Here is a 22,645-nt window from a genome sequence, read left to right on the forward strand (position 1 = left end):
ATCACCCAGAAGCAGCTGCTCCAGGAGGTCTGGGGCGTCTCCCAGAGCAACAAGACCAACTACCTGCGGGTCTACATGGCCCAGCTGCGCCGCAAGCTGGAACAGGACCCTTCCCACCCCCGCTATCTGATCACCGAGCCCGGCATGGGCTACCGCTTCGAGGGATGACATGGCACGTGGCAAGCTCCGGATCTACCTCGGCGCGGCACCCGGCGTCGGCAAGACGTACGCGATGCTGGCGGAGGCCCACCGCCGTGTCGAGCGGGGCACCGACTGCGCGGTGGCTTTCGTGGAACACCACCATCGGCCGCGCACCGAGGTGATGCTGCACGGTCTGGAACAGGTTCCGCGCAAGGAGATCCAGTACCGGGGCAGTACGTTCACCGAGATGGACGTGGACGCCGTCCTCGCGCGCCGTCCTCGGGTGGCCCTCGTCGACGAACTTCCGCACACCAACATCCCCGGCTCCCGCAACACCAAGCGCTGGCAGGACGTCGAGGAACTGCTCGCGGCCGGCATCGACGTGGTCTCGACCGTCAACATCCAGCACCTGGAGTCGCTGGGCGACGTGGTGGAGTCGATCACGGGGGTGCGGCAGCAGGAGACCGTCCCGGACGAGGTCGTACGCCGCGCCGACCAGATCGAGCTGGTCGACATGTCCCCCGAGGCGCTGCGCCGCCGCATGGCGCACGGCAACATCTACAAGCCGGACAAGGTGGACGCGGCCCTCGCAAACTACTTCCGCCCCGGAAACCTCACGGCGCTGCGCGAGTTGGCGCTGCTGTGGGTGGCGGACCGGGTCGACGAGTACCTGAACGAGTACCGCCGTGAGCACCGGGTGTCGACCATCTGGGGTTCGCGGGAGCGGATCGTGGTCGGCCTGACCGGCGGCCCCGAGGGACGCACCCTGATAAGGCGTGCCGCCCGGCTCGCCGAGAAGGGCGCGGGCGGCGAGGTGCTCGCCGTCTACATCTCCCGCAGCGACGGCCTGACCGCTGCCTCCCCGAAGGAGCTCGCCGTCCAGCGCACGCTGGTCGAGGACCTGGGCGGGACCTTCCACCACGTGGTGGGTGACGACATACCGGTCGCGCTGCTGGACTTCGCGCGTGGCGTCAATGCCACGCAGATCGTCCTCGGTGTCTCCCGCCGCCGCAGCTGGCAGGTCATCTTCGGGCCGGGGGTCGGTGCGACGGTGGCCCGGGACTCCGGTCCCGACCTCGACGTCCACCTCATCACGCACGACGAGGTGGGCAAGGGCCGCGGGCTGCCGGTGACTCCGGGAACACGCCTCGGACGTTCCCGGGTCATCTGGGGCTGGCTCGTCGGCGTGCTCGGCCCCGTCCTGCTGACCTGGCTGCTCACCAGCGCCGCCCCGGCCGTCGGCCTCGCCAACGACATGCTGCTGTACCTGACGCTGACGGTGGCGGCGGCGCTGCTGGGCGGCCTCTTCCCGGCGCTGGCCTCGGCGGTGGTGGGTTCCCTCCTGCTCAACTGGTACTTCACCCCACCCGTCCACACCCTGACCATTGCCGACCCGAAGAACATCGTCGCCATAGCGATCTTCGTCGGGGTCGCCGTGTCCGTGGCCTCGGTGGTGGACCTCGCCGCCCGCCGCACCCACCAGGCGGCCCGGCTGCGCGCCGAGTCCGAGATCCTCTCCTTCCTCGCCGGAAACGTCTTGCGCGGCGAGACCACCTTGGAGGCGCTGCTGGAGCGGGTGCGCGAGACCTTCGGCATGGAGTCGGTGGCCCTGCTGGAACGGACCGGCGAAACCGCCCCCTGGACCTGCGCCGGAAGTGTGGGACCGGGGCCCGCCGGGATCCCGGAGGACGCGGACGTCGACGTCCCCGTCGGCGACCACATGGCACTCTCCCTGCGCGGCCGGGTGCTGCCCGCCGCCGACCGCCGGGTGCTGGCCGCGTTCGCCGCGCAGGCCGCCGTAGTCCTGGACCGCCAGCGCCTGCAGAGTGAGGCCGACCGGGCCAAGGAACTGGCCGAGGGCAACCGTATACGGACCGCCCTGCTCGCCGCCGTCAGCCACGACCTGCGCACCCCGCTCGCCGGCATCAAGGCCGCTGTCACCTCGCTGCGCTCCGACGACGTCGAATGGTCCGAACAGGACCGGGCCGATCTGCTGGAGGCCATCGAGGAGGGCGCCGACCGGCTCGACAACCTGGTCGGCAACCTGCTGGACATGTCCAGGCTGCAGACCGGCACCGTCACCCCCATCATCCGCGAGAGCGACCTCGACGAGATCGTGCCCATGGCGCTCGGCGGGGTGCCCGAGGACAGTGTGGAACTCGACATCCCCGAGACCCTGCCCATGGTGCACGTCGACCGGGGGCTGCTGGAGCGGGCCGTCGCCAACGTCGTGGAGAACGCGGTCAAGTACAGCCCGGCGGGGGAGCGGGTGCTGGTGTCCGCCAGCGCCCTGGCCGACCGCGTCGAACTGCGCATCGTCGACCGTGGGCCCGGCGTCCCGGACGAGGCCAAGGACCGCATCTTCGAACCCTTCCAGCGGTACGGCGACTCGCCCCGCGGGGTGGGTGTCGGTCTCGGCCTCGCGGTCGCGCGTGGCTTCGCGGAGGCCGTCGGAGGCACCCTGCACGCCGAGGACACTCCGGGCGGCGGGCTGACCATGGTGCTCACCGTGCCGACGGCACCGGACCGGCGTCCGGAACAGCCGGACCTGTCGGCGGCGGCCACGTCCTGAGGTCCGCAACCCCGCCGCTTCAGGCGGCGGGCGGCACGGCCTCGAACTCCCTCTGCAGGTCCCGCGTGTTCAGCCGCAGCCGCCAGGTGTTGCGGCGGTGTACGGCCGTCAGCGCTGCCTGCAGTGGGGACGGCGGTACCGCGAGAACGGGGCAGGTGGCGTGGCCGAGACAGTAGCGGCCGGCCGACGGCGACAGCATCCGGTGCACCAGGCTCCGCTGTCCGGCACCGACCACCAGGATGTCGTCCTTGCGGTCCGCGATCTGTACCAGCACCGGTCCCGGGGTGCCCCGGACGACGAGTCCCTGCCCGGGCAGCCCGGTGTCCGGGCCGCCGAACACCTCGCTCAGTGCCCCGACCAGCCTCTCCCGCGCCAGCCGCTCCCATTCCTGGACCATGACGGCCGAGGCGGGGAACCTGCGGGCAGCATGGTCCCCTCCGGGCGGCTCCCAGGCCAGCACCGGCCACAGCTCGGCCCCGCGGCGCCCGGCCTCCTCGGCGGCCCGGCGCAGGGCGGTGAGACTGCCCAGCGAGCCGCTCACTCCCACCACGACGCGGGCTGCTGGAGGCGGTTGGGACTCGGACATCTCTTTCACCGTTCTGCACACGCCGGCCGGGGTTCCCGTCCGGCGATCCATCTTGGAACCACTGCAATCTCACCGCGCCCGAGGGGTTTCGAACAGTCCGTACGCCAGTTCTTGGCGCCCTTCTGACGACCTTTTCCACGCCTCTGACCAGGCGCGTCAGCATCCCGTCAAGGGCGCGCGGATCGTCGGCGTGCCTCGGAAGGGACGCGTCCCGGAAGGGCATGCCGGGATCACAGACACGCCGGGCACAACCCCTACGGCGAGTCCTGTTCCGCCTCCGTCCCCTGCTGTCCCGCAGGAGGCAGGAGGCAGGAGGCAGGAGGCAGGAAACAGGACTCAGGACGCAGAAGAGATGGGTGGACACGTGCCGGCATCCGGTCGTATCGGATCGCTTTCGAACGCTCCCGTCCGGTACGGGGACGTGTGCCACTCGACCGCATCACATCGGCCCGACGTGACCGGTGTCCGCCTAGACGTCGATGTGCGAGCCCATGATGACGGTGCGATCGCGGGGGAGGCCGAAGTACTCGGCGGCGTCGGCCGTGATGTAGGAGGTGGCGACGAACAACCGCTTGCGCCAGGGAGCCATCGTCGGTGAGTCGCCGCGCCGAAGGTCGATCTTCGACAGGAAGTACGACGTCTGGTCGAGCTGCAACGCACCCTCTGTGCGGGCCGGGTCCAGCATCGCCAGGGTGCCGGGCACGTCCGGAGTCTCCATGTAGCCGAACCGGGCGGTCACGTGGATGATCCCGTCGTCGCTGTAGCCGAGTTCGTCGACGACGACCCGCTGGTCGTCCGGGATGCGGGGCACCGGTTCGGTCTCCAGGGCGAGGATCACGACCTGGTCGTGCCGGACGTGGTTGTGCTCGACGTTGGCCCGCATGGCCAAGGGAGCAGTCTGCTTGCCCCGGTTGAGGAAGACGGCCGTACCGGGTACCCGGAGCGTCGGCACCTTCCCCGAGCGGAGGTCGTCGACGAACTCGGGCAGCGGACCTTCGAGCTGGGCCCGCTGGGCGGTGACGAGCTCGCGGCCGCGTTGCCAGGTCGTCATGACGGTGAACGCGGTGATGCCGATCAGCAGCGGCAGCCATGCGCCGTGGACGAGCTTGGTCAGGTTGGCCGCCACGAACAGCAGGTCCACGAGGAGCAGCACAGCTGCGCCGAGGGCGACCAGCCACCTCGGCGTGCCCCATTTCGCGCGGGCGACGTAGAAGAACAGCAGGGTGGTGATGGTGATGGTGCCGGTGACAGCCATACCGAACGCGAATGCCAGCGCCGCGGAGCTGCGGAAGGCGAAGACCAGGGTGAGGACCGAGACCATCAGCAGCCAGTTGATCCAGGGAACATAGATCTGGCCGATGGTGGATTCGGAGGTGTGCGCGATCCGCAGCCTCGGCAGATAGCCGAGCTGGGCGGCCTGTGAGGTGACCGAGTACGCGCCGGTGATCACGGCCTGGGAGGCGATCACCGTGGCCGCCGTGGCCAGCACGACCATCGGCAGCCGGCCCCAGTCGGGTGCGAGCAGGAAGAACGGGCTGCTGATGTTGTGCGGATCGGCGAGGATCAGGGCGCCCTGCCCGAAGTAGCTCAGGACGCACGCCGGGAAGACGCAGAACAGCCAGGCGCGGTTGATCGACCGGCGGCCGAAGTGCCCCATGTCGGCGTAGAGCGCCTCGGCGCCGGTGACCGCGAGTACGACCGCGGCCAGGGCGAAGAAGGCGGTGCCGAAGTGACCGAACAGAAAGCCCAGGGCATAGATAGGGGACAGCGCCCTGAGGATGGCCGGGTGATCGGCGATGCCGGCGACACCACAGGCGCCGATGACCACGAACCAGACGATCATGACCGGCCCGAACACTCGTCCCACGGCCGCGGTCCCCCGGCGCTGCACCAGGAACAGCAGCACGATGATCACGGCGGTGATGGGCACGACCGCGCTCTCCAGCGAGGGCTGGACGACCTTGAGCCCTTCGACCGCGGACAGGACCGAGATCGCCGGGGTGATCATGCTGTCGCCGAAGAACAGCGAGGCGCCGAAGATGCCCAGTGCGGCGAGGACGGCCGCCGCGCGCCGGCTCCGCTGCGACCCCCACCGCCGCACCAGGGTGATCAGCGCCATGATGCCGCCCTCGCCGTCGTTGTCGGCGCGCATCGCCAGCAGCACATAGGTGACCAGGACGATGACCACCACCGACCAGAACACCAGCGACACCACCCCGTACACGTTCTGGACGGTGACGGGGACGGGGTGCGGGTCGCTCGGGTTGAACACGGTCTGGAGGGTGTAGATCGGGCTGGTCCCGATGTCACCGAAGACCACACCGAGCGCGCCGATCACCAGCGCGAGGCGCACCGTGTCGTGCGCGCCCGTGCCGTGGGGCTCGGGCGCATGCGCCGCGGATCCGTCGCCGGGCGCGGTTCCCCGCGAGCGATCGGCCATGGTGATCCTCCTCCACGCGGGCGGTCGCGCAGCAGACCCGGTGGGGCGGACGATACCGATCGCCGGAGCGAAAACCGGTGCATGGCTGCGGCCCGGCCGCAGGGTGCCGGTGGCGGACGCCCCGTTTGCCCGCTGCAGCGTGGGGTCGGGCACGGCGGCGTCGGCGAAGGCCTCTCGTGAACGCATTCACCGCTGCCTTCCCGGAAAATGACGCGCCGTGAGAACGGCGGACGAGTTGTCACTGGCCGCCCTGTCTGCAGCGAGGCGGGATTCTCTCCACGCAGTCATGCCGTGGCCGATGACCTCATCGGCCTGCTCAGCCAGATCGCCTCCGGGCTGTGCGTCAGCCTCCTGCCCGAGCCCCTGCGTGAGCCGCCACGCCTCCACGTGAGAGGCCCGGCGGCTCGCGGGTGAAACGCCACCGGCGTTCCGGTGGCGAAGGCCGAGAGGGCAGCCGCCGACACGCCCTGGCGCGGTGTCGACACCCGGGGCCGCGGCGTGGTCGCCGCCGGGTGCACGTAGATCAAGCCATTCCCGCTGCCGCTCAACCACGGGACGACGCCCAGCGATTCGAGAATCCTTTCTTCCGGCTTCGGCCCAGGCCAGGGGCTGGGCGCCTCCCGCCGGCCCACCGACGGGGCTCGCCCGCGGACTGTCCGGAACGCGGTCCCGTTCCCCGCTGATTGTCAGTGGTGTGCACGAGGGTGCCCGTACGCAGACCACATCCGCACCTCGCCGAAGGAGTCCCGTGCACTCGATGCCGTCGTGCCGCAATCCCCCGCTCGGGCTACGGCCGCATCGCCGTCCCCTTGACGGGTGAATCGAACGCGCAGGTGCCAGCCGGTCAGGCCGAAGCCACTTGACCACCCCGCCCTGCATGGAACGTTCATTCGATCGTTCGCTCGATGCGACCCGTATCGGTCCTGTCACCAGGGCCGTTGTCCGGAGTGCTCAACCCCATTCCCCAACCGAGGAGAACCCGTGAATCCCGTGCTCGTACTCACCGCCCCTCAGCCTGTGTTCGAAAACCCTCCGGCCCGGGCCATCTCCCCGACCGTGCTCCGGCGCCCGGCTGACGCCCGCCGTGCCCTGTTCGCATCCGCATCACGCCCGTCCACGAGGTGGGGTGCATGACCGACCCGACCCTGCCCTCGCCGGCCCTGCTCGCCTGGGCCGCCAAAGAACTCGGTGGTGAAGTGTCCGCTGCAGAGGATCCTTCACACCCCCGGGCGAACTCCCGCGTCCGGGCCCTCGGCCGCCGTGATGGCGTCCGGTTCTACCTGAAAGTCTCGCCGAAGCCTGCGCTGTACGAGCGGGAGACCTTCGCCCTGCGTCACGCGGTTCCCGCGCTCGGCGCCGGCCGCGCACCGCAGCTGCGAGCCTCCAGCGCCGAGCACCTGGCTCTGCTGCTGACCGCCGTCTCCGGTGCTCCGCCGACGATGCTCACGGCGACGCCTGCCGAGGAACGCCGCGCGCACCGGCAGGGCGGCGCTCTGCTGGCTCTGCTGCACGCGGCCGGAGACCTCTGGGGCCCCCGTCGTATCGAGGCCGAGCAGGCGCTGCAGGCCGCGGCCGACAGCGCGGACAAGCTCCTGCGACAGGCGGACGACGTGCTGACACCGACGGAGCACAAGCTGGTGCGCTTCCTCGCCGACCAACTGCGCGGTCTGCCACCACTGCCGCTGGCGTTCATCCACGGCGACGCGCGGCCCCGCAACCTCCTGTGGTCCCGGCAGCTGGGGCAGGCCGCCTGGATCGGCTTCGAGCGGTCACGGTTCGCGACCGCGGTCCAGGACTTCGTGGTGATGAGCTGCGGGATCTGGGCGGATCGGCCCGACCTGCGCGCTGCGTGGTTCCAGGGCTACGGGCGCGATCTGGTACCCGAGGAACAGCACGCGCTGAAGGGGCTGGCGGCGCTGGATGCCGTGCGCTGCCTGATGCGGGGCCCGGCGCACGACGATCCCGCTGCTGCCGCGCGTGGACGGCGCACCTTGGACCGGCTCACGACGGGGGTGTTGGTATGACATCGCAGCAGGACAACGACGTGGTTCCCACAGCCGAGGCGATGCCCGACGCCGGTGAGGCGGTGGCGGTCCCGGCGGCGCGGGCAGGGACTCCGCAACCGGCAGCGCCTCCCGAACTCGACTACAACGGGCGCAAACACCGGCGAGCCATGGACGACGCGACCCTGTGGGACATGGCCCGGCGGATCCCCATGGCGCTTGCGCAGACGGCCCGGCTCGCCTGGGCCGTCGACCGGCGCATGGCGATCACGATCGTCGTCTGCCAGCTGCTGTCCGGCGCGGGGACGGCCGTGATGCTCGGCGCTGTCGCCAGTGCCCTGCCGAAACTGACCGCCTCCCCGCCGCGCCAGGGGCTGGTGCACGCGTGGCCGGCGCTGACCGTCGCGGTCCTGGCGATGGCCACCGGGGCGATCATGTGGATCCTCGCGGACTGGGCGACGCGGCGCCTGAATCCGAAGATCGCCTCGGTCGCCGACCTCACCCTGGTCGACCTGCACATGCGCGCCGAGCTCTCCGCCTACGACACGGAGGGCTTCACCGATCGCAGCCAGGCCGCGGAGATCGGTGCGCTGCGCGCCGTGGACCTCGCGGACGACGCGAAGACACTCACCAACGGCCTCGTCCAGCTGGTCTCGGCGGCGAGTGTCCTCACGTCCCTTCATCCGCTGCTCCTGGGCGTGCTGCTGCTGTCCGTCGTCCCGCGGGGCCTGGGCGGTGTGATCGCCGCGCGCATCGACTACCGCGTCCATGACCGGACCATCTCCGCCCGCAATGTGAGAGGCATGATGCGCTGGTGGCTGACCACCGCGGATCTCGCCGACGAGCTGCGCGCCAACACCATGAGGCCCTACCTGCACTTCTGGTACCGGACGATGTGCGACCGGGTCGAGGGCCGGGAACTGGAGGGCGCTCGCCCGTACCTGCTCGTGACCCTGCTCGCCGCCTCGCTGGCCGGTGTGTTCACCCTGGGCATGTGGGCTTCGCTGGCTGCGCTGGTCCTCGCGGGCGCCATGTCCGCGGCGATCGCGGGCACGGCCGTCGTCGCTGCACAGACCGCCGGGCGCGCACTCAACTCGATCGTGCGATACGGAGCGGTCATGTTCCATCACGGGCTCTACCTCAGCGACTACTACGAGTTCGTCGACGAGGTCCGGTCCATGGCCATGAACCGCGGCACCGCGCAGGTCGAGGCACCCCAGCGGATCCGACTACAGGCCGCCGGCTTCACCTACTCGTCCAAGGACACCCCGGCGCTGCATCCGATCACCCTCACCCTCAACCGTGGCGAGGTCGTCGCCCTGGTGGGCGAGAACGGCGCCGGCAAGTCCACGCTGATCCGGCTGCTCACCGGGCTGACCACGGCCTCAGAGGGCGCGGTCCTGTGGGACGACACCGACCTGGCCACCGCGGACGCGGAATCGGTGTGGCGGCATGTCGGTCTCGTCCCGCAGAAGAACGGTCACTGGCCGCTGGCGGCACGGGAGAACATCACGCTCGGCCAGCCTCAGGAGCACAGCGACGACCGGGTCTGGGCGGTCGCGGAACAGGTCGGCATGGGCGACGCGCTACGAGCGCTCCCGGGCCGACTCGACACCTTGCTGGCCCGGTCGGTCTGGGGCGGGCACGAGTTGTCCGGCGGGCAATGGCAGCGCCTGGCGTGCGGGCGGGCCGTGTACCGGGAGCCGGCGGTTCTCGTACTGGACGAGCCGACCAGTGAGATGGACGCCCGCGGCGAGCACCAGATCTTCCGCGAGCTGCGTGCGATGGCCCCGGGCCGCATCACGATCGTGGTCACCCATCGGCTCGACAACGTGAAGATGGCTGACCGGGTCATCGTCCTCGACCGGGGCCGAATCCGCGAGGAGGGCTGCTTCGAGGACCTCGTCGCCACCGAGGGAAGCCTGCTGGGCGAGCTGCACGCCCTCGCCCAGGACCGCTGACCATCCATCCACACCACGGGGCCGTGCCACACCGAGGGCACGGCCCCTCCTCCAGCGGTACGGGCAGGTGCAGGCACCAGCGCCGGAACTGGACCGTACGGCGCCTGACCCACGGCAGGCAGCGCCTGCCGCACGGACCGCTGCCTGCCCAACGGATGGACGGGCGGACGGCGGATGGACGGGCGGATGGAGGGGGGCCGGCGAGAACGGGCAGGCGGATGGGCGGAGCCTGTTGTCCCTCTGCCACGGGCCGTACTCCACTGGCAGATCGTGCCATCGCACTCCCGTCTGTACGCGCCGGCGAACCCCCATCGATCAGCATGCAGCGCCTCCCAAAGACGCAATCCGCCTGTGTGATGGGATATCCACCGACCTCGCGGTGGGCGCACCGGGCACGTAGTGGCAGCCACAGGAACGAGGGGAGGGGGAAGAGGGGACCATGAAGCGTGGGCACGAGATTCACGAGGCAGCCTGTGGCCCGGGGCCGTTGCAGACACGCTCTCTGACCCGTGAGGTCGGGAGGGCACGGCACCTCCTGTCCGCCGGGGAGTGGCGCCCTGCTGCGGCAGACTCCGAAGCGGCAGCAGCCGTCCTGGACCGTCTTACGGCCCCGCTTCCCTTCCGGCGGGGAGCGACCGGCCGGACAGCGGCCGTAGACCGGGACCGGCGACTCCAACGCCTCCTGCGCACCACCCTCCACCACCTCGACGCCGGCGCCGTCACCCCGCCCGCGGCCGCGCTCCTTGCCGCGGTCGCCCGCGCCTTCCTGCCCTGGCACGCCACCCCGAACCCACCGCGCGCAGCGGCGGCCCCGAGATACGGGACCCCTGCGGAGACGGCGGACGGCCCGGGCGTACCACCAACAGAGGCGGGCGAGGCACTGCTCCCGGACCTGATCGCGGTGTTCGCCGCGCTGGCCTCGACGAGTCTGCCTGGGACCGTCCCGCTCACGCCCCCGGTCGAGCCCTGGCAGGTCCTGTACGCGGGATGCTTCCGTCGTTACCGCAGACCCGATTTCGGAGTGTGGACGGCCGAGACGGTCGGCTGCCCGGCGTGTGGTGGCAAGGGCGGGCCGTGGACGGTGACCTGCGACTGGCGCGTGATCTCACTGGGCTGCCCGTGCGGGGTGGTGACCCATGACCACGGCCTAGCCTTCTCCGAAGTCTGGCTTCTCCTCCCGGACAGGTGACCGTGCGTCGTGTCGGACTGCCGAACGAAGACGACCAGTTGGCCAATCGAGCACTCGTCGGCTTCCAGCGGAGAGGTCAGGCTGTCCTGCCCGGAGAATGCTTCCTGCCCCCGCCCTCCGGCCCGAGGGGGGCGCTCGCGTCCCTGTTCCAGGCGGGTGTAGTAGTCCGAGTTCATCCCGGCCAGGACGGCGACTTCTTCGCGGCGCAGCCCGCTCACTTCGCGTACGCCGTGGCTCGCGATGCCGACGTCCTGCGGCTGCAGGCCCGCCCTGCGTGCGCGCAGGAACTCTCCCAAGTGGTTGTCGGTCATGCATCCAGGCTGGGCCGCAGGCAGCACACGCCCTGGAGGGATGCCCGGGACCTGCGCAGACTCGGTGTCGCGGGACCCCCCCCGCAGCACAGAAGGCCGAGCGGAGACGGCCGTTACGCCCCCGAACTGGCCGATGCCATCTCCGGACCCACCGTGCGAGAGGCGATGAAGACGTGATGGCGGCGCAGCGGCGGCGCAACGCGCTATGGCGCTGCTTGCTTGCTTGCTTGCCTGCCTGCCTCCGCCGTCGTAGAGGCCACTGCGCACGCCCCTTCTGAGGCTGCGCAGGTCGACGGGAACGAAATCGTCGTCCGGTCCGCGGTGATCGTCCTATGACCCATCAGGAAGGAACAGGAACAGGCATGACGAACGGTGTGCGCGAACTGGATGCCCTGGCCGACAGGCTGCAGGTGCTGGAGGACAAGGAAGCCCTGCGTGGTCTGCTGATCCGCGGGTGGCGGGCGCTGGACCGCAAGGACTGGCGGACCTGGATCGACTGCTGGGCCGAGGATGCGGTGCTGGAGTTCGGGCCGTGGGAGACGATCGAGGGAAAGGAGGCGATCCGGGCGAAGGTGGAAGAGGCGGAATCGCCCTACGCCAGCATGCAGCACCACATCCTCAACATGCATGTCGACCTGGAAGGAGACCGGGCAACGGGAATCGGCTACATGTGGTTCGTCGCCGTCACCACACCCGGCCGGACCTCCTCTCCCTATGCCATGGGCGGCCCCTACGACTGGGAATTCCGCTCGGGTCCCGACGGCTGGCTCCTGGTCCGCCAGCGGCTCGGCGTCTGGTGGACGGACGGCGAGGACGTCTTGAGGACATTTGCCTGAAGACGCGTCGCAGGGTCGGCCGTGGCGCCCGGGCGCCGAGTTCACTGTTGCCGCCGCCGATTGACCTCGGTCGTTGCCCTCGCGGCACCGTCGTGCCGCGCCCTTTTCGTCCAGCGCCCAGACCGCGTCGAACGGCAGCTTGAGATGCATGGGAGGTCCTTCCCACACGGCTTCTCGAATCACGGGGCCCCGTGCTCATCGCCCATTGTCTTGGCCGACCGTCAACGATCGCCTCGGGCCGCCAGATACTGGCGAAGGGCTTCACTGCTGTCCGGAGTGAACGGTCGCTGTTCCATGAAGGCGAAGAGTTCGCTCTCTGTCAGCCATTCATGCCACACGACCTCGTCATGATCCGGCTCTACTTCGACCGAGATGAGCGCCTCGTGGATACCGAGCCAGTGAGGACTGAGACCATGCTGATTAAGGAATGTGGTCACATGGCGGACAGATACTCGAACGCCGAACTCCTCCGCCAACTCCCGGACAGCGGCAGCTTCATATGACTCACCCACAGCGACGGCCCCGCCGACCACGACCTCGTAGTGGCCAGGGAAACGAGAGGCCCGTTCGGACCGTCGATGAACGAGGATCCGTCCGCCGGGATCGCGGCACAACGTCACGGCGACGCGGTGCAGCAGGCCCCGCTGGACGGCCTCTCGGCGGAGCACCACCCCACATACCTGGTCGTGCTCGTCGACCTGCTCGACCCACTCATCCATCTCATCCATGAGCCAACCATCGCAGGCCCCTCCGACAACGAAATGCCGTGCACACGGGGAGCGAATCCGCCTGGCGGCACGAGAGGGGGCGGCGACTACCTCACCCCGGCAGGCCAGGGAATCTTCATGTCCTGCAACTGCTTAGCGCCGTTCCGTCGCCTTGCAAGCCGTTCGCCGACTCTGGGACAGCCCGCAGCAGGGGGCTGTCGCGGCATCGGATGCACAACTACGTGGACAGCAGCGCCGTTTGACGGGGGCCCAGTGGCGCGCAACAGACGTCGGTGAGTCAGCAGATGCTCCTTCGTCGGTGAAGAGGGGGCTCTTGCGTCGTAGCGTGGCAGTGCATATCTTGTCGATGCATCTGTTCGATATATCGCATCGATAGCTTGCGCGCCCGGACGATGTGAACCCTGTCCGACTGGCCGCGAGCAGTGCACCTCGCACAGACCGCTGGCAAAGGAGCTGCGATGAGGCGGACCGGCGACGGCACGGAGCACCACCAGGACTTCGCGCGTGGTCGTGGGCCCACCGAGCAGAAGCTTCAGAAGGACGAATGGCTGCTTCACAGCTCGTCGTTCGGTGCCGCGGCGGGCGCCTACGCCGAGCACCGCCCGGACTACGCGCAGGCCGCGGTGCGCTGGGCACTTGAACCCGCGCCCGGCCCGCGAGTGCTGGACCTCGGCGCCGGGACCGGCAAGCTCACCGGCACACTGGCCGCGCTGGGCGTCGACGTCGTCGCGGTCGAGCCCGATCCGGCGATGCTGGCCGAACTGCGCCGCGGCCTCCCGGACGTTCGCGCCCTGCAGGGCAGCGCCGAGGCGATACCGCTCCCGGACGCGTCCGTCCATGCCGTGCTGTCCGGCAACGCCATGCACTGGTTCGACATGGACGTCGCGGGACCCGAGATTGCCAGGGTCCTCGCACCCGGTGGGGTTCTGGCGGGTCTGTGGAACGTCTTCGACGACCGGGTCGACTGGGTGGCCGCGCTGGCACGGGTCAGCGGGAGCGCGGCCATCGGCCCGCGCGACGTGCCCGCCGGTTGGCGTGCCGCGACGGCCGGCATGGACCTTCCCAGGACGGGCGGGGGCGCCCGGTTCGACTCGCCGGAACGAGCAGAGTTCCCGCACGGGCAGCGCCGGACCGCCGACTCCCTCGTCGCGACCCTCGGGACGAAGGCGGGCATGCTCGTCATGCCGGAACAGGAACGGGAGGCCGTGCTGGGCCGGACCCGCGCCTATCTCGCGAGCCGACCGGAGACCGGCGCCGGCGAGTTCACCCTCCCGATGCTGACCGGCGTGCTGCGCGTCGGGCGGCGGAGAATCCATCGACCGTCCGACAACGGGCCGACCTGCAATGGGACGTGGGACGTGGGACGTGGGACGTGGGACGTGGGTCGTTGAGCGCTGAGCGCTGAGAGTTAGGCTCTGGGTGGATCGTGGCTGCGAAGAGGGGGATTCCGCACATGAGTGGGGTAGTGACGGCGGTCAGCAGCAACAGCGAGTACTCGTTCACGAAGCCGAACAGGGAGAGCATCACCCTGCTCGTCGGCCTGGGTGTGGAAGGGGACGTTCACGCTGGTGTGACGGTCAAGCACCGCTCACGTGTCGCGCAGGACCCCACCCAGCCGAACCTTCGCCAGGTGCACCTCATCCACGAAGAACTCTTCAACGAACTCGGTGAGGCAGGTTTCCGGGTGGCCCCCGGCGAGCTCGGGGAGAACATCACCACCCGTGCCATCGATCTTCTCCGTCTGCCGGTGGGCACGCTGCTGCGCATCGGCGCCGAGGCCGTGGTCGAGGTCACCGGCCTGCGGAATCCCTGTCTGCAGATCGACAACTTCCAGGACGGGCTGCTGAAGCAGGTCGTCGGTCGCGATGACCTCGGCAACATCGTGCGCAAGGCGGGAATCATGGGCATCGTGACAGAAGGAGGCGTGGTGCGCCCCGGAGACGTGATCAAGGTGGAGCTGCCGGACGGGCCGCATCGGCCGCTGGAGCGGGTCTGAGCCACCGTTCCAGGCAGGCCATGACAGAGGGATGGCCGCGTGGGTTCTTGTGGTGTGAAGATCAAGCAGGCCCGGGCGGCCATGGCTCGTCCTGTCCTCTGCGGCGTCGCACACCAACATCTCGGCGAGCTGTCGCCCTTGCGTGCCGGCAGTTCTGGGAAGAGCGCCGTCACTGGAGTCACCACGACTCCGTCCGCGTCGAGCTCCGGTGCACGGCCCCCGCAGGGTGCGGTCAGCGGACGGGGCTAGTGTGCTGCCGCATGAAGATCGAATCCCTTCTCGCGGACCTGGAGAGCGGCGACGCCGCGCGCGTGGACGCCGCGGCCGCAGAGCTGACGGAGCAGGCCGACAGCGTGGTGCCGACGCTGCTGCGGGGTCTGGCCGGTGTGCAGCGGACTGCTGATCTGGAGCCGGTCATGCGGGTGTTGAGACTCGTCGGGCCGCCGGCCTTCGACGCCCTGCTGGAGGCATGGGGCCGCAAGGAAGTGACGGACTGGCAGGCGGGCCGCCTCCTCGGGGTGTTCGACGAGCGCTCCGCCGACCAGTACGCGGCCCTGGCGGCCGATCCGAACTACGGAAGGTCGGGCAACGGCTTCCAGGGGCTGCTCAGGCTGCGGACGGACTCTGAGGCCGGACTGCGGGCCCTGGTGCAAAGCCATGCCCGCGGCCGCCTCATCCCCTACAAGGCTTCCGACTACGCCCGCCTGCTGCACGAACCCTTCCGGCCGCGGCTGCGCTCCCTGCGCCGCGACCCGGCCGCGTCCCCGCGGATCCGGCGGGGCGCGATGGCGGCGCTGGTGGCGGGCGGCGGCGCCGACGCGCTCGACGACCGCGATCGCGCGGCGATCGAGCGGCTCATACGGGTGAAGATCCCGCACGAGACCCCGAGGCTCCCGTCGTCGACCCTCAGCGGTTGGTGGATGGCCGTGCCCGGGGCGTCGTACGAGGGCGTCTTCGAGGCCCTGGACCTGCACGACCGGCGGCCCGTCACGGTCACCGCGGGCGTCCAGGCTGCGGAGAGCCAGGAGATCCGGCTACCCGGGCCGGACGGCGCCGGCCACACGGTGGGGCGGGCCTTCGTCACCCCGGAGCTGGACGGCTGGCGGCTCGTCTTCGGCCCCTTCGACCTGCTCGTCGGCGACCCCTGGGACGGCATGATCGAGACGGTCGAGCGGGTCAGCGTCCACTGCGGCCAGGCCCAGTTCTTCTTCCTGGACGACGCCGGCGGCTCCGACGTGTGGATCGTCGCCGAGAACGGCCGGGTGATCCGTCAGTACGCCGCCGAGAGCGACCCCGAATGGGAGGGCGACCCGCTGCCGTGGGAGACCCTCGCGGTCGACGACCCGGACTTCGCCCCTGAGTACGACGAGGTCCCGGCCAACGCGGGCACCGCCGGAGCCCGGTCCGCCTGCGGGTCTCTCTCGGTCGACCCCGGCGAGGTCGGCCCCGACACCGCGGTGCGCGGCCACGGCTGGCTGGCCCTCACCGCACCAGGCGTCGGTCACGGCGCGTTCCCCGGGATGTTCCCCATCTGAGGCTCACTGCCGGCGGCCCCGGCTGACCTGCAACCGCGTGCGGCCATGAGGCCGTGAGTCGGGATACCTGTGCTTGTGGGTCGATTGACCGAGGTCAGCGCCGCCCGGCGCCGAGGGGTGCCGCCCCGCGCGCCGGCACCACCGCGGCCCGTCGCCGGCCCGTCGCCGCTCCGTGCGTGTCGCCGAAGGACCCTGCTCCACGCCGCGGTGATGCGCGCAGCAGAGCCCTCACACAACGATGTCAGCCGCCAGGAACGGCTGGAGCAGTGCGAGCAGGGCGTCAGGGCGGTCCAGCGGGATGATGTGACCGCAGTCCTCGATGACATGGCCCGTCAGGTCGTCGGCGATCGGGCGCAGTTGCTGTTCGAGCGCGGCACCGATGGGGTGTGCCCCGATGGCCATGGTGGGCATCGTGAGCCGGGCCGTCATCGTGGCATCCCTGATCTGCCGGGCGCTGCTCGGCAGGGCGCGGTAGTAGGAGAAGGCGCGGCGCAAGGCGTCCTCGCCGGTGTAGGCGGCGATGAACGCCTCACGAAGCGCGCTGGGGACGCCGCGACCGAGCGTGCCGTTGTCGAGGAACCAGCCGATGTACCGGTCCTCGTGACCGGTCAGCACGGATTCCGCGAGTCCGGGCTCGGAGTGGAAGCCGAACCACCACCGGGGCCCGCCCGCTGCGGGCTGCTCGCTGCCTGGACCGCCGGTCGGCAGACCGCCGAGAAGCGACTCCATCAACACCAGGCGCCGCACGAGGTCGGGGCGCCGCAGGGCGAGCAGGAAGGCGGCAGGGGCTCCCGCGTCTATGCCGGCCACCGCGGCGCCCGTCGCGCCGAGCGCCTCCAGCAGGCACTCTGCGTCCCGCGCGAGCGTCGCGGCGTCGTAGTCCTGTGCCGTGGGCTCTTCGAGGGAGGCTGCCTTGCCGGTGCGCAGCCACCGCATGTCGGGTGCGATCACCCGGTGGCGCCGGGCCAGCGGGCCGATGACCGCCCGCCACACCTCCCAGGAGTGCGGGAAGCCGTGCAGCAGCAGGAGGGCGGGACCTTCGCCGGAGAGAGCCACCTTGGTTGCCACACCGCCCACGGCGACGGTGCGTATTTCCACGTCCGGATCGACATCCGAATCCACGTGCGGATCCACGTCCGGATCCACCTGCGGATCAACGTCCGGACCGGCGGTGCGGCGGGCGGGTGAGGGCATGGGCGCCTGGGGCGTCACATCGGCTCCTAGCAGTAACTGACGGTTACAAGCTGAAGCTAGGTGACTGGACTCGACGCGCCAAGAGGGTACTTTCCCGAAAGGTGGTGAGCTCCGGGTGACCACCTCACCCACGGGTGCCCTTCCCACGCGCAGTGACCTCTTCGATCCGGGCTGCCCGACGCGTCGGCTGCTGGACAGAGTCGGTACGAAATGGACGTCCATGGCTATCAAGGTGCTGCCCGAGGCCGCTCCGCAGGCGGTGCGGTTCGCCGAGTTGCAGCGCAGGATCCCCGGCGTATCGCAGAAGATGCTGTCGGCCGTCCCCGTCCGGTGATCCGGTAGTCCACGCGCGGGGGAACGGTCGGCTCGACACGACGGGAGACCAGGCCGTCGTGAGTGAGGCTCCGCCCGCAAGTCTCACGCTCCGGGACTCCGGGACTACCTGCGGCGGGACGTCCTGGTGGCCCGCTCTGCGCCGTCGACCACGAGCCCGGTGTCCGGCGCCGGGCGGGACCGAGCCGTTCCAGCCGCAGCGGCGGCGAAGAACGCGGTGAGTCTGCGCGCGGCCGGGACCCCACCGCGATCAACACCTTCGCCTCAGCGTACGAGGGGGAGGAAGATCGTGTCGACGATTTCTTCGAGCACGTGATCGGGCGCGGGGGCGAAGGTCGTGAGGATTTCGTGGCGCAGCAGGTCGAAGGGGAGGGACTTGATGCGTTCGGTGAGGTGTTCCGGATTGATCTCGCCGCGGGCGGCGGCGCGGTCGAAGAGCACGTCGGTGGCTTTCTCGTGCCCTGTGGCGAGGAGGTCGGCGGGGCTGGTGCCCGTCTCCTGGTAATAGCCGGCCAGGTGTGCGCTCATGACGGTCACGTGCTGGACGCGGGTGGCGTTGATCGTCCGCATCAGAGTGAGGACGTCCCCGCGCAGGCTCCCGGTGTCGGGGAGGTCGACCCGGGACTGCTCCAGGACGTGGGTGATGGCTGCCCGGATCAGGTCGTCGCGGCCGGACCAGCGGCGGTAGAGCACGGGAGGGCTGGTGCCCGCGCGCCGGACGACGGCGTCCATGGTGAACCTGGCGTAGCCGTTCGCCGTGAGTTCTTTCCAGGCCGCATCGAGGAGCGCCTTCTCCAGTGCCGCTCCGCGTCGCCGCTCGGCCATCGTGCACACGTCCTTTAAATAGACTTGCCTATCTTATCTCTGCACCCTACCGTGAGCATTGGAAGATAGAACACTGTATCTTAAGGCCGCTGTGCATGAGCACTCTCCACGAGGCCGGGACCGCGTCCCGGGCGCCGACTCCCGACCGCATCGATCCCGCCGTGGGGCGCCAGGCGTTCACGGTCATCGTCGGTGCCCTCGCCGTCGTCCTCAGCACCACCCTCGTCACCGTTGCCGTCGATCACCATCGTCACCCGTTCCCTCGCACCCCGGGCGCCCTGGCCGACGGCTTCGGCACCGTGCCGCTCCTCCCTGGACGCGACCGCCAAACCCACTGAAGAACCGATCAACTCAGCCCTTCGATCTCAGGTCCGGGGGTGACGCCTGCCGCATCACCGAAGTGACGGACCGCGGAGGAAGGCTCAAACGGAGAGAGGGACCCCACGTGTCCATGAGAGAGGAAACCCGGATGTCGACGACGACGGACCACGACGTGCTCATCGTGGGCGCCGGGCCGGTCGGCCTGATGCTGGCTACGGAACTGCAACTGGCGGGGGTCCGGGTGCTGGTCGTCGAACGGCGGACGAAGCCCGACACCGCGCTCAAGGCAGGGGCGTTCAACACCGCCTCCGCCGAGGCCTTCGAACGGCGCGGCCTGCTCTCCGCGATGGAGGCGGTCGCGGGGCGGCAGCCGCTCCAAGGAGAGCGGAAGCGGGCCCCTTCCGTCGGGCACTTCGGCGGAATCCAGGTGCCGGCAGACCCCGTCGACGAACGGGACCCCAGTCTGCGTGGCCGCGGCCCGGACTGGTACGTGCAAGTCCCGCAGGCCGAGGTGGAGCGGATCCTCGGGGAGCGCGCGGCGGAGCTGGGCGTCGAGGTCCGGCGCGGGGTCGAGGCACGTGGATTCGACGTGGACGAGGACGGTGTCACCGTTCACCTGGACGGCGGGGACGACGTGCGCGGGGCGTGGCTCGTCGGCTGCGACGGAGGCCGCAGTGCGGTCCGCCGTCGGGCGGGCTTCGAGTTCCCCGGCACGGATCCTCGGATCACGGTCCGACAGGCGGTGGGCACCATCGAAGGGGCGGAGCAACTCGGTCAGGGCTGGCAGCACACCCCCACCGGCCTCTACATCCACGGGCCGGGACCGGGTCGCATCCGCACCGTCGAGCTGGACGGCCCCCCGGCGGACCGGGAGGCACCGGTCACCGCGGCCGAGATGGAGGCCAGTCTGCGGCGCGTCAGCGGCGCCGACGTCCGCGTGCGTGAGGTCACCGTCGGCACGCGCTTCACCGACCACGCGCGGCAGGCGACGAGCTATCGGCGCGGTCGAGTGCTGCTCTGCGGCGACGCCGCCCACGTGCACTCGCCGTTCAGCGGCCAGGGCCTGAATCTGGGGATCGGCGACGCCGTCAACCTGGGCTGGAAGCTCGCCGCCACCGTCCAGGGGCGGGCGCCCGAGGGTCTGCTCGACACGTACACCAGCGAACGGCACCCGATCGGCGCCTGGGTACTCGACTGGACACGTGCACAGGTGGCGGTCATGCGCGGCGACGCCTACAGCCGCGCACTGCGGGACACGGTCACCGACTTGCTCGGCACACGGGACGGGGCGACGTACTACGTGAAGCGGATCTCCGGCCTGTGGCAGCGCTACGACCTGGGCAACGGCCACCCGCTGGTCGGCGCGACGATGCCCGATCTCCGCCTGGACGACGGCACACGGCTTTCCGACCACACCCGTGGGGGCCGGGCCCTGCTCGTCGATCTCGCCGGGGACGACGAGCTTTCCGCCCTGGCGAAGCCGTACGCCGATCGTCTGGAACTGGTCCGGGGCAGCTCGAACGACGCCGGGACGAGCGGCTTGCTGATACGCCCCGACGGGTTCGTGGCGTGGGCGTCCGCCGCCGATGCCAGTGACCCCGCCGGCCTGGAAGCCGCCCTGACACGGTGGTTGGGGGATGCCGCCGGTGGCGCTGAAGAGGGCAATGCCTCGCGCAGCTTCTTGTGAAGCATCCCGATTCTCGTGAAGCACCCTGATGAACGCGTGTCTTGTGAACCGCCCCGATGAGCGCCTGCGAGACCGCCGGGGCAAAGGGGGGATAGGCCTGCCCGGTGGGCGAACGATGATCCGTCGGCGGTTGAGGGTTTGTTCCCCTTTTGACACCCCTTACCGTCGGAGAGACGCTGGAGGGCAGGGGCCGCAGGGGGACGAGCCACGTAGGAGCCTTCCCATGAATGGTCGACGCGTACGCCTGGCGGTGCTGGTCCCCCTGGTGGTGTCGTCGTTGACAGCGGGGGCGGTGGAGCTTGCCGCCTCGCCGGCCGCGGCGGCGTCGCCCACCTGCGGTGTCTCGCGGGCCGACGGGCGGGCGAACCTGAAGGTCATCGGCCGGGACTTCGAGTCGAACAAGGCCGTTTTCATCGAGTCCGCGCACGGGGCCCAGGGCACCGTGCGGACGGACGCCGGCGGGAACTTCTCCGCGACGATCACTCATGCCCGCGGCACCGTCACTGCCCGGCAGGTCGGCGGCCCCGAGGTCGGGTGCGGCACGGCCGAGCGAGGGGGACGCCAGAGTGCCCAGGAGCAGTACGCGGCAGGCTACAAGGCGGGTTACGCGGCCATGAAGCGCGCCTGCGACGTGCGGCGGCTTCAGGGTGTCACGGTCAACGAGAACTTCCGGGAAGGGTTCAGGGACGGCGCGGCCGCGGCGGAGAAGAAGTTCTGCGGGGACTAGGCCTATCCTCCCTGACCGTCTGCTGGCGGGAGCGCTTGCGGCTGGTCCATGGTGGTGCCGTCGGGCCTCCGCCCGAAGGCAGCCTCCAGAACGGCGGGGAGGTCTGCCTCGGGGACCGTGGCGCGCACCTCCGCCAGGACATGACGGAAGGTGTCGTCGTCGATGGCACCCATGTGCTCCTGACGGAGTTGACGGATGATCTCGACGAGATCGGGCCTCAGCCGCATCCAGGCGCGGGAGGTGCGGATCTCCTCATCGACCTGGTCCATGAACCAGCGCATGACCCCGTACGGGACGTCCGCCTGCGGCCCGCGCGGGCTGAAGCACACTCTTTGAACCGCAAGGCCCGGAGGCTTCTTGGAGCAGAAGGCGTGAGGAGTGGTCAGGTGGTGGCCAGCAGCAGGTCCTCTCCGCTCGACGGGCGCAGACCGTCGGTGCGATCGGCGAAGTAGCGTTCGGCGAGCGAGGCTCCCGACACGTGCCGCGCGTCTTCGAAGCCGGCTTCGCGCGCCAGTGCCAGCATCTCGGGCGGGGCGTAGAAGCTGATGAACGGCGTTCCGGATGCTCGCGCGCCTTCCCTGCTCGCCCGGAGGCCGGGGCGGTCGGCGTCGTCGAGCAGTTCGGTCGGCAGCAGGAAGGTCATGGCGAGAGCCGAGCCGCGTGCGAGTCCGGCGATCTGGCGCAGGGTGGCCGCGGTGGCGTCCTTGGTGAGGTACATGGTGACGCCGGTGGAGACGATGACCGCCGGGCGGCTGGCATCGAATCCGGCCGCGGCCAGCTTCTTCAGCCAGTCCTCGCTCGCCTCGAAGTCGACCGGCACCAGGCGCAGCCAGTCGGGGATGCCGTAGCCGAGTTCGACCAGACGGTGCCGCTTCCACGCCTGGGTGCCGGGTTGGTCGACCTCGAAGATCCGCAGGCGGGAGGCGAGTTCCGGCTTGCGCTGGGCGAAGGTGTCCAGGCCGGCCCCCAGGATGACGTACTGGGTCACGCCCCGGCCGGCCTGCTCGGCGATCAGGTCCTCGATGAAACGAGCGCGCGCAACGATGGCTGCCCGGAACCCGCTGGTGGCCCGCGGGTCCATGTCCGGACGGGCGCGCCAGTCGTCGGCGGGGGCCGCCAGCTGCAGGCCGAGATCGTCCTCGACCACATGCGGGGGAGGGTCGACCAGGAGGTGCATCGCCCGCCAGAGGGCGGTCCGCACCGCGGTGTTGTCCGGTGCCTGCATCTGCTCGTGCGCCATGGTGTGTTCCCCCTTCGTCG

At 70.2% G+C, this 22,645-nt stretch carries 18 protein-coding genes and 3 pseudogenes; 12 read left to right on the plus strand and 9 right to left on the minus strand.

Going from position 1 to position 22,645, the window contains the following annotated elements; translation table 11 throughout:
• Together ACFZCP_RS35720 and ACFZCP_RS35725 are read left to right on the plus strand one after the other, a co-directional pair.
• Positions 1 to 168, plus strand: a 168-nt coding sequence (locus ACFZCP_RS35720) for a winged helix-turn-helix domain-containing protein (protein ID WP_391437097.1), incomplete at its 5' end; no start/stop codon positions are given.
• Between the two features lies 1 nt (position 169).
• Positions 170 to 2,713 carry an ATP-binding protein gene (locus tag ACFZCP_RS35725; protein ID WP_391436422.1) on the plus strand — a complete coding sequence of 848 codons (2,544 nt, stop codon included), beginning with the start codon at positions 170 to 172 and terminating at the stop codon, positions 2,711 to 2,713.
• Between the two features lie 19 nt (positions 2,714 to 2,732).
• Here ACFZCP_RS35725 and ACFZCP_RS35730 read toward each other — a convergent pair whose 3' ends face one another.
• Both ACFZCP_RS35730 and ACFZCP_RS35735 read right to left on the minus strand, forming a co-directional pair.
• Positions 2,733 to 3,299, minus strand: coding sequence for a universal stress protein (locus tag ACFZCP_RS35730; protein ID WP_391436427.1), 567 nt, complete (start codon positions 3,297 to 3,299; stop codon positions 2,733 to 2,735).
• A 469-nt stretch (positions 3,300 to 3,768) separates the two neighbouring features.
• A complete protein-coding gene (locus ACFZCP_RS35735; protein WP_391436430.1) occupies positions 3,769 to 5,739 on the minus strand; it encodes a KUP/HAK/KT family potassium transporter in 1,971 nt (656 codons plus the stop codon).
• A 1,130-nt stretch (positions 5,740 to 6,869) separates the two neighbouring features.
• Between ACFZCP_RS35735 and ACFZCP_RS35740 the strand changes: the two genes are divergently transcribed.
• The gene (locus tag ACFZCP_RS35740; RefSeq protein WP_391436434.1) at positions 6,870 to 7,763 is read left to right on the plus strand and encodes a phosphotransferase; all 894 of its coding nucleotides are present in this window, start codon (positions 6,870 to 6,872) and stop codon (positions 7,761 to 7,763) included.
• Positions 7,760 to 9,703 (plus strand): ATP-binding cassette domain-containing protein, encoded by a 1,944-nt coding sequence (locus ACFZCP_RS35745; protein ID WP_391436445.1) that lies wholly within the window; start codon positions 7,760 to 7,762, stop codon positions 9,701 to 9,703. Before ACFZCP_RS35740 ends, ACFZCP_RS35745 begins: the two co-directional genes overlap by 4 nt.
• Positions 9,704 to 11,017: 1,314 nt before the next feature.
• On the opposite strand, the pseudogene ACFZCP_RS35750 reads toward ACFZCP_RS35745, so the two are convergent.
• Positions 11,018 to 11,203, minus strand: a pseudogene (locus tag ACFZCP_RS35750) (helix-turn-helix domain-containing protein); the annotation flags it as partial.
• 362 nt (positions 11,204 to 11,565) lie between these two features.
• Between ACFZCP_RS35750 and ACFZCP_RS35755 the strand changes: the two are divergent.
• Entirely contained in the window at positions 11,566 to 12,039 is a 474-nt protein-coding gene (locus ACFZCP_RS35755; protein WP_391436449.1) for a nuclear transport factor 2 family protein, read from the plus strand.
• Between the two features lie 221 nt (positions 12,040 to 12,260).
• Here ACFZCP_RS35755 and ACFZCP_RS35760 read toward each other — a convergent pair whose 3' ends face one another.
• Positions 12,261 to 12,767, minus strand: a complete 507-nt coding sequence (locus ACFZCP_RS35760) for an NUDIX domain-containing protein (protein WP_391436453.1) — start codon at positions 12,765 to 12,767, stop codon at positions 12,261 to 12,263.
• A 458-nt stretch (positions 12,768 to 13,225) separates the two neighbouring features.
• Here ACFZCP_RS35760 and ACFZCP_RS35765 point away from each other — a divergent pair, with 458 nt between their 5' ends.
• The 3 genes from ACFZCP_RS35765 to ACFZCP_RS35775 all read left to right on the plus strand — a co-directional run bounded on the left by ACFZCP_RS35765 (position 13,226) and on the right by ACFZCP_RS35775 (position 16,298).
• A complete protein-coding gene (locus ACFZCP_RS35765; RefSeq protein WP_391436461.1) occupies positions 13,226 to 14,158 on the plus strand; it encodes a methyltransferase domain-containing protein in 933 nt (310 codons plus the stop codon).
• Positions 14,159 to 14,220: 62 nt separating this feature from the next.
• Entirely contained in the window at positions 14,221 to 14,763 is a 543-nt protein-coding gene (locus tag ACFZCP_RS35770; protein WP_391436466.1) for an MOSC domain-containing protein, read from the plus strand.
• Between the two features lie 260 nt (positions 14,764 to 15,023).
• Positions 15,024 to 16,298 (plus strand): hypothetical protein, encoded by a 1,275-nt coding sequence (locus ACFZCP_RS35775; RefSeq protein ID WP_391436472.1) that lies wholly within the window; start codon positions 15,024 to 15,026, stop codon positions 16,296 to 16,298.
• Between the two features lie 228 nt (positions 16,299 to 16,526).
• Here the strand turns inward: ACFZCP_RS35775 and ACFZCP_RS35780 are convergent, their stop codons facing one another.
• Positions 16,527 to 17,492: an alpha/beta fold hydrolase gene (locus ACFZCP_RS35780; protein WP_391437102.1), complete on the minus strand. Its 966-nt coding sequence runs from the start codon at positions 17,490 to 17,492 to the stop codon at positions 16,527 to 16,529.
• Between the two features lie 115 nt (positions 17,493 to 17,607).
• Between ACFZCP_RS35780 and ACFZCP_RS35785 the strand changes: the two are divergent.
• Positions 17,608 to 17,808, plus strand: a pseudogene (locus ACFZCP_RS35785) (winged helix-turn-helix transcriptional regulator); the annotation flags it as partial.
• A 4-nt stretch (positions 17,809 to 17,812) separates the two neighbouring features.
• Here ACFZCP_RS35785 and ACFZCP_RS35790 read toward each other — a convergent pair.
• Both ACFZCP_RS35790 and ACFZCP_RS35795 read right to left on the minus strand, forming a co-directional pair.
• Positions 17,813 to 17,899, minus strand: a pseudogene (locus tag ACFZCP_RS35790) (winged helix-turn-helix transcriptional regulator); the annotation flags it as partial.
• Positions 17,900 to 18,089: 190 nt separating this feature from the next.
• A complete protein-coding gene (locus tag ACFZCP_RS35795; RefSeq protein WP_391436477.1) occupies positions 18,090 to 18,650 on the minus strand; it encodes a TetR/AcrR family transcriptional regulator C-terminal ligand-binding domain-containing protein in 561 nt (186 codons plus the stop codon).
• A gap of 95 nt (positions 18,651 to 18,745) precedes the next feature.
• On the opposite strand from ACFZCP_RS35795, the gene ACFZCP_RS35800 reads away from it, so the two are divergent.
• From ACFZCP_RS35800 to ACFZCP_RS35810, 3 genes are all read left to right on the plus strand, one after another.
• Positions 18,746 to 18,988 (plus strand): hypothetical protein, encoded by a 243-nt coding sequence (locus tag ACFZCP_RS35800; RefSeq protein ID WP_391436481.1) that lies wholly within the window; start codon positions 18,746 to 18,748, stop codon positions 18,986 to 18,988.
• A 131-nt stretch (positions 18,989 to 19,119) separates the two neighbouring features.
• Entirely contained in the window at positions 19,120 to 20,658 is a 1,539-nt protein-coding gene (locus tag ACFZCP_RS35805) for an FAD-dependent monooxygenase (protein ID WP_391436485.1), read from the plus strand.
• 223 nt (positions 20,659 to 20,881) lie between these two features.
• Positions 20,882 to 21,385, plus strand: a complete 504-nt coding sequence (locus ACFZCP_RS35810; RefSeq protein ID WP_391436489.1) for a hypothetical protein — start codon at positions 20,882 to 20,884, stop codon at positions 21,383 to 21,385.
• A 2-nt stretch (positions 21,386 to 21,387) separates the two neighbouring features.
• Here ACFZCP_RS35810 and ACFZCP_RS35815 read toward each other — a convergent pair whose 3' ends face one another.
• The gene (locus ACFZCP_RS35815) at positions 21,388 to 21,771 is read right to left on the minus strand and encodes a hypothetical protein (RefSeq protein ID WP_391437107.1); all 384 of its coding nucleotides are present in this window, start codon (positions 21,769 to 21,771) and stop codon (positions 21,388 to 21,390) included.
• Positions 21,768 to 22,625 carry an SAM-dependent methyltransferase gene (locus tag ACFZCP_RS35820; RefSeq protein ID WP_391436492.1) on the minus strand — a complete coding sequence of 286 codons (858 nt, stop codon included), beginning with the start codon at positions 22,623 to 22,625 and terminating at the stop codon, positions 21,768 to 21,770. The genes ACFZCP_RS35815 and ACFZCP_RS35820 overlap by 4 nt, the downstream gene beginning before the upstream one ends.
• Between the last annotated feature and the right edge of the window lie 20 nt (positions 22,626 to 22,645).

This window comes from Streptomyces sp. NPDC007971 (assembly GCF_042958635.1).
In the GTDB taxonomy this organism is placed as follows: Bacteria; Actinomycetota; Actinomycetes; order Streptomycetales; family Streptomycetaceae; genus Streptomyces.

What these genes read in the sequence shown, in the direction of transcription:
- ACFZCP_RS35725 (WP_391436422.1), top strand. Translation starts at nt 170, where the DNA reads ATGGCACGTGGCAAGCTCCGGATCTACCTCGGCGCGGCACCCGGCGTC.
- ACFZCP_RS35730 (WP_391436427.1), bottom strand. Translation starts at nt 3,299, where the DNA reads ATGTCCGAGTCCCAACCGCCTCCAGCAGCCCGCGTCGTGGTGGGAGTG.
- ACFZCP_RS35735 (WP_391436430.1), bottom strand. Translation starts at nt 5,739, where the DNA reads ATGGCCGATCGCTCGCGGGGAACCGCGCCCGGCGACGGATCCGCGGCG.
- ACFZCP_RS35740 (WP_391436434.1), top strand. Translation starts at nt 6,870, where the DNA reads ATGACCGACCCGACCCTGCCCTCGCCGGCCCTGCTCGCCTGGGCCGCC.
- ACFZCP_RS35745 (WP_391436445.1), top strand. Translation starts at nt 7,760, where the DNA reads ATGACATCGCAGCAGGACAACGACGTGGTTCCCACAGCCGAGGCGATG.
- ACFZCP_RS35755 (WP_391436449.1), top strand. Translation starts at nt 11,566, where the DNA reads ATGACGAACGGTGTGCGCGAACTGGATGCCCTGGCCGACAGGCTGCAG.
- ACFZCP_RS35760 (WP_391436453.1), bottom strand. Translation starts at nt 12,767, where the DNA reads ATGGATGAGATGGATGAGTGGGTCGAGCAGGTCGACGAGCACGACCAG.
- ACFZCP_RS35765 (WP_391436461.1), top strand. Translation starts at nt 13,226, where the DNA reads ATGAGGCGGACCGGCGACGGCACGGAGCACCACCAGGACTTCGCGCGT.
- ACFZCP_RS35770 (WP_391436466.1), top strand. Translation starts at nt 14,221, where the DNA reads ATGAGTGGGGTAGTGACGGCGGTCAGCAGCAACAGCGAGTACTCGTTC.
- ACFZCP_RS35775 (WP_391436472.1), top strand. Translation starts at nt 15,024, where the DNA reads ATGAAGATCGAATCCCTTCTCGCGGACCTGGAGAGCGGCGACGCCGCG.
- ACFZCP_RS35780 (WP_391437102.1), bottom strand. Translation starts at nt 17,492, where the DNA reads ATGCCCTCACCCGCCCGCCGCACCGCCGGTCCGGACGTTGATCCGCAG.
- ACFZCP_RS35795 (WP_391436477.1), bottom strand. Translation starts at nt 18,650, where the DNA reads ATGGCCGAGCGGCGACGCGGAGCGGCACTGGAGAAGGCGCTCCTCGAT.
- ACFZCP_RS35800 (WP_391436481.1), top strand. Translation starts at nt 18,746, where the DNA reads ATGAGCACTCTCCACGAGGCCGGGACCGCGTCCCGGGCGCCGACTCCC.
- ACFZCP_RS35805 (WP_391436485.1), top strand. Translation starts at nt 19,120, where the DNA reads ATGTCGACGACGACGGACCACGACGTGCTCATCGTGGGCGCCGGGCCG.
- ACFZCP_RS35810 (WP_391436489.1), top strand. Translation starts at nt 20,882, where the DNA reads ATGAATGGTCGACGCGTACGCCTGGCGGTGCTGGTCCCCCTGGTGGTG.
- ACFZCP_RS35820 (WP_391436492.1), bottom strand. Translation starts at nt 22,625, where the DNA reads ATGGCGCACGAGCAGATGCAGGCACCGGACAACACCGCGGTGCGGACC.